At 41.1% G+C, this 4,784-nt stretch carries 4 protein-coding genes and 1 tRNA gene; 4 read left to right on the top strand and 1 reads right to left on the bottom strand.

Translation table 11 applies throughout. The features are described 5' to 3' along the window. Nucleotides 1–87 precede the first annotated feature (87 nt). Nucleotides 88–162: transfer RNA gene (locus LBL30_01890), tRNA-Val, on the bottom strand. Between the two features lie 164 nt (nucleotides 163–326). Between LBL30_01890 and LBL30_01895 the strand changes: the two genes are divergently transcribed. From LBL30_01895 to LBL30_01910, 4 genes are all read left to right on the top strand, one after another. Next, nucleotides 327–1,013, top strand: a complete 687-nt coding sequence (locus tag LBL30_01895) for a hypothetical protein (protein ID MDR1031855.1) — start codon at nucleotides 327–329, stop codon at nucleotides 1,011–1,013. An 8-nt stretch (nucleotides 1,014–1,021) separates the two neighbouring features. Continuing rightward, entirely contained in the window at nucleotides 1,022–2,290 is a 1,269-nt protein-coding gene (gene tilS / locus LBL30_01900) for a tRNA lysidine(34) synthetase TilS (GenBank protein ID MDR1031856.1), read from the top strand. Between the two features lie 3 nt (nucleotides 2,291–2,293). Beyond that, on the top strand, nucleotides 2,294–3,826 hold the full coding sequence (locus tag LBL30_01905) for a hypothetical protein (protein ID MDR1031857.1): 1,533 nt from the start codon (nucleotides 2,294–2,296) through the stop codon (nucleotides 3,824–3,826). Then, a partial coding sequence (locus LBL30_01910; GenBank protein ID MDR1031858.1) for a bifunctional glycosyltransferase family 2/GtrA family protein occupies nucleotides 3,823–4,784 on the top strand: 962 nt, incomplete at its 3' end. The genes LBL30_01905 and LBL30_01910, both read left to right, overlap by 4 nt.

Raw genomic sequence — 4,784 nt, forward strand, 5'->3', positions numbered from 1 at the left:
CATAAAACGTGGGACCTCAGTGGGATAAATCTTCAATATCCCTACAATTATAAAAAACATAAATCTCTGAAAATCCACCAAAACTACTGGTGGGCGCAGTAGGGTTCGAACCTACGACCTCTACGACGTCAACGTAGCGCTCTACCACTGAGCTATGTGCCCATAAACACCGCCATGATGTTGCATCAATTGCTGATTTTTCACAACTCAAAAGATGCGGCGGGTAATTAATTAGATTTTGAAAATTTACCGCAAAGGTTATAATCACCGGCGATGTTCGGGAACAGATGATGATAGCTAGGTTTTTTATAGCACTCTTACTTATTGTGTCACAGGCGGACGCAAGACAAAACGCGGCACTGATTGAGGCTAGGCTTGCGGATATGGAGGACACTTTGCGCCAGTTGACTGGTATTGTTGAGCAGATTCAGCATACTCTGGACAAGCAGGTCAGCGAAAATGGTAAGCTGCATCAAGATATAGCCATTAGGTTCGATGAGTTAAAAACTTCGCTACAAGAGCTTGGCGAATCACTGAAAAAACTGCCCCAGCCTGCCGCAGCCAAAAAGGGTGATAAAGCAGAGGGCGTTAAAACGCCGCCAAAAACTGATAAACCAGCTAAATCAAGCGAAGAAGTAAAAGAAATAAAGGCTTTAATGGAGCAAGGGGCGTATAAAACCGTGCAGACTAAGGCTAAGCAGTATATTGCTCGGGTTGGGGATACTTCTCCAGAATCCCAAGCGGTATACTGTTGGCTTGGGGAGGCTTGCTGTGCGGTTAAAGATTATGGAGAGGCATCTTTGGCATATGTCAAAGGGTATAAAATCAACCCCAAAAGCCCTCAAGCCCCAGAGCTGCTTTATAAACTGTCTAAAACTCTGATTGCTGTAGGCAAAAAGAAAGACGCCAAAATAACTCTTGAGAAATTGCTAACTGACTATAAAGACTTGCCACCTCGGCTTAAAAAGCTGGCTGATCAGGAAAAGTCGAAACTGGCCTCTAAAGGCAATTAATTACGAATATGTCATCTGAACTAGAAGATAAGTTCGCGTCTAATATGAATCGGCTTTTGTTTACAGGCGATCCGCATGACATAAGGGGAAAGGTTTTTGTTTCGGCGCTGTCTGGCGGTGCTGACAGTATGTCCTTGGCTGTTTTAGCCGACCAATGGACGCGTGCTAATGGGGGCGAACTTTTTACCTTTACGGTTGATCATGACCTGCGGCCAGAATCGGCCGAAGAGGCCAAGACCGTTGGCCGATGGATGAAAGAGAGAGCAGTCAACCACCGCATTATGAAATGGAATCATGGCGCCATCCCGTGCGGACGCAAACAGGTGTATGCTAGGCAGGCTAGATATGACCTTTTGCTTGATTTTTGTAATGAGGTTGGGGCGGACTATTTGCTGGTTGCGCATACTCTCGATGACCAAATTGAGACTCATCTTATACGCCAGGAGTCGCGCAGTGGAGATTATGGATTAGCAGGGATGAGCGCTTCGGTAAAATTACCTGCTGGCAATGTCGTGCTGCTTAGGCCTTTGCTTAATGTCTATAAAAATGAACTAATAGAATACCTAACTGCCAAAGGGCAAAAGTGGGTTGAGGACCCCAGCAACTTCGACCAAAAGTATAAAAGAGTCCGCGTGCGAACAGCATTGGCTAAGAATGCCGATAAAACCGAAATTTGTGGAAAAATTCTAAATCTAAGTAAGGTTAGACAAGAATTGGAGCATCTCGCCAGCGCTTTTATTAAAGCTCAGGTTGAGGTTAACAGATTTGGTTATGCAATTTTTTCTGCCGATAAATTTCATGAGCTTCCGCAATATGTACGAAAACATGTAATGAGAAGGCTTTTGTGGTCTCTTGGTGGGAAACAATATCCTGCATCAGATGATCAGCTTGTCTTGGCGGTTGAACAAATGCAGCGCTTGCCTGCCGGAAAAAAGATCAATGTCTCAGGTTGCTTGTTGGCTAAAAGAAGAGACTGCTTTCATGTCATGCGAGAGTTGCGCGGAATAGACAATGCAAAAGCTGGGCAAAAAGCATTTTGGGATCGAAGGTTTTTTGTGCCTTCCGGTAACATTTCAGGTATTATGTGCGCCGGCCCTGAAAAAGCGGCAGAGCTTAGAGATTTTTACGGACAAAGTTCGATGTTTGTCGAGGGGTTTGGGTCTATTCCTGTTGCCAAGAAAGATGCCTGCCCCCTTTTGTTGAGCGCAACTGAATCAGACATAGCCATTTTCCGACCTTTGGTTAACCTTACAGATGAATTTGTGTATTTGAGTTAAGCAATGAGCAATTTTTTTGATTATATTGTTGAAAACAAATACAGATACTGTTCGTTTATAGTGCTTTTGTCCGTTGTGTTTAAAATATTGTATTTTACCTTAGGCAAAGGCCTTTTTGATTATTATGATGTCCTGGGATATACGGCAAATGGAGTTTGCTTTATTAGAGATAGGGCCGCATGGCCTGGAATCGCAGCCTATTCCGGGCTAGAGCAAGGCATCACGTCAAGCAGCCAGTTAGGTGTATATCCAAATCATCTGTTCTCATTAATAATCGGCTTGTTTTTCAAGTTTATCGGTAGAGTCAGCATTCTGTATTTTGCATACTTTTCATCAGCAATAACAATAATAGGAAATATTTTTCTTGGATTTGCTGTTAAGAAATTTTTCCCAGATCGACGTGCAGCGCTGTTGCTAGCTTTGATACTATGTAATGGTACTATATGGTGCAATACTAATCGGCCGATCACAGATCCATGGGCGTGGACTGTACTGATGGTCATATTTTGGGGTATGGTCACAGGTCGCTTTAATGGTTTTATAGTTGGTGTTTTAATTGGCATTGCGGGATTACTTCGCGGTCAAATGTTTCAATTTTTGCCAATTTTGCCATTGCTGAGACAGGAAAAAACTGGTGCGGTTGGCTTTTTTAAAGAATTATTCAAAATCCTGATTGGATTTTTATTTACAGTCTATTTGTTTAAAGCTTTATTTTGCGCGTTTATAGAAGTTCAAGGTAATACGGTCGAGTTCTATACCAGCATGATCAAGTCATACGTTGACAAACTAGACGCTATAGATTCAATCGCTTGGTTTTTATGTCATTGCAGCCAGCTTTCGTACAAACATTTCCCATGCGCTTTGCTTTTCACAATAGTGTTTATATTTTTCAAATCTAAAAATAGCCTCGACTCTTTTATGAAGAAAATGGCAATATTTTCTATTATCACGGTTCTGATGCCGATGATCTGCTACTCGATAATTACTGGGGTGTGGTGTGACGCTAGATATTATATATACGTTATTCCTATGTTCTATATCGTCGCGTACTATTTCTGCTCAAGGCTAGTAAATAGTAGAGCAAAAGCCATACTTACCATCGTTTTTGTTAGCTTTTCTTTGTACAGCGGCGCATCGTTCATATGCAGAGAAACATCCCACCTGAGTAGCTTTACTAAAGAAGCTATATATAGGGGAAAACTAGACGTTACAGATTTAACGGAAACCGAAAAGTTTATAAAAAACAATTTTCACAAAAACTCTATTCTTGTAGCTAATTATTACTTTATTTCCGCCTATCATTGTGGAAGAAATCTTGTTTATGTCCCAACGGTTGAAGAATTTAGACAAGGAAAAGCGAACCATCTGGTCGATGGTATTGTATTGATCAAGCAGATTGAAGTGGCAGATGAAGTGATGCGCGGGTGGTTGGGCCTTGACAGTATAACTGACAATCAAGGCAATATGTTCATTTGTGTGTTACGTGAGAATAAGCGCCTTATGCATTCCGCTATATTTATACCTTGTAAAAAATGAATGGCAACAAGCCCATTATTTTGATTCCTACCTATAACCCTGATATGGGGTTGGTAAATCTTGCCCGAAGCGTTACCAAATCAGGTTTTTTAGTTATTATTGTTAATGACGGCAGCGCCGTTAATACTGACCATATTTTCAAAAAACTAGCAAAAATCAGTAACTGCATAGTTTTGGAGCATGGCGTTAATCTTGGTAAAGGCAGGGCTATTAAAACCGCCATTAACCACATAACCACAAATTATCCTGGTAATGCAGGTGTTGTAACGGCCGACAGCGACGGTCAGCATACTGCTGCGGATATCGAGAAAGTCGCCAGTAAATTACAAAGCAGCAAATCTTTTGTTTTGGGGTGCAGAAAATTCAGCGGCGAAATACCGCTTAGAAGCCGCATAGGAAACATTATAACTAAGCGTGTGTTCAGGTTTTTGATCGGGAAAAGTTTATCGGACACTCAAACTGGTCTGCGTGGCATACCAGCAAGATATCTTAAGCAGCTTATGACACTGCGTGGCGAAAGATATGAGTATGAGATTAATGTTTTGGCCTATGTTGGAAGAAATAATGGCAGAATAATCGAAGTGCCAATCGACACAATATACATAGACGACAACAAATCTTCGCACTTTAATCCTTTGCTGGATTCTATGCGCATATACTTTGTTCTGCTTAGGTTTTTGGCCTCTTCCATGACTTCGACTGTTATTGACTATATCTTGTTTGCCATATTCTTTCTTTGCTCAGAAAGTATGATATACAGTGCAGTTGCCGCCAGAGGTATATCTATCCTAGTGAATTATAATATGAATAGAAGCTGGGTTTTCTCAACATCCAAACCACATACTTTTGTTAAGTTTCTAATCTTAGCCAGTATCTCTCTTACGACTTCATGCATGTTTGTTTCTTATTTGACGCAGTTTTTTGGACTTAATGTTTTTATAGTTAAAATTATTGTTGA

It is taken from the genome of Holosporales bacterium (assembly GCA_031263535.1).
Lineage (GTDB): Bacteria > Pseudomonadota > Alphaproteobacteria > UBA3830 > JAIRWN01 > JAIRWN01.

Excerpts from the sequence above, each read along its gene's own strand:
- LBL30_01905 (MDR1031857.1), top strand. The coding sequence starts at position 2,294 with ATGAGCAATTTTTTTGATTATATTGTTGAAAACAAATACAGATACTGT.
- tilS (MDR1031856.1), top strand. The coding sequence starts at position 1,022 with ATGTCATCTGAACTAGAAGATAAGTTCGCGTCTAATATGAATCGGCTT.